Source organism: Paenibacillus sp. GQ49, from assembly GCF_059759055.1.
In genome coordinates this window covers 1-781 of the sequence record NZ_JCAXEL010000046.1, presented here as the reverse complement: position 1 = coordinate 781, position 781 = coordinate 1, and the positions used below count along the sequence as shown (strand labels likewise).

General features: G+C 50.7%; 1 protein-coding gene. It reads left to right on the top strand.

From position 1 onward, the window contains the following. Positions 1 to 119: 119 nt before the first annotated feature. Positions 120 to 781, top strand: a 662-nt coding sequence (locus AC6CIF_RS31820) for an IS110 family RNA-guided transposase (RefSeq protein WP_498202754.1), incomplete at its 3' end; no start/stop codon positions are given.

Genomic DNA, 781 nt, shown 5'->3' with positions numbered 1-781 from the left:
CTAGCTATGATGAACGTAACCGCAAAAAATAGCCCTCCATATTGCTGCACATCGTAGGTTAAAATGGACAGTAAGAAGACCACCATTTCAGAGCTACACAGCAAAGGAGAGCTATCCCTATGAAGTCTACCACAAAATTCATCGGTTTAGATGTATCCAAAGAAAAAATTTCTGTCGCTATTGCTGACGAGGGTCACGACAAGCCCCGGTATTACGGTACCATTGCTCATACGGCTGCTGCCTTACGCAAACTCATCAAAGAACTGGGCCCGGCAAGCACCCTGTCGTTTTGTTATGAGGCCGGTCCTACAGGTTACGAAACCTACCGCTGGATCGAATCGATGGGAGCTGCCTGTGTCGTCATTGCCCCTTCACTCATTCCGAAACGCTCCGGCGATCATGTGAAAACAGATCGACGGGATGCCGAGCAACTGGCACGTCTGTTCCGTGCAGGCGAGCTTACACCGATTTACGTTCCAGCACGTGAAGATGAGGCGCTTCGTGAATTGGTTCGGGCACGCGAATCGGCAAAAGAAGATGCTCACCGGGCTCGTCAACGCGTACTCAAATTTTTATTGCGCCACCAGATCCATCCGCCGGAACATATCAAACGTCGCTGGACGAAAAAATATCGCGTATGGCTTGGACAACTGACCTTCCCGAATGTGCCCATGCAGATTGCGTTTACGGAGTACCTTCATGCCATGGACGAGATCGAGCAACGCATCGGTCGACTGGAAAAAGCCTTGATTGAAGAGGCGGCGACCAGTTCCAAAGCCGA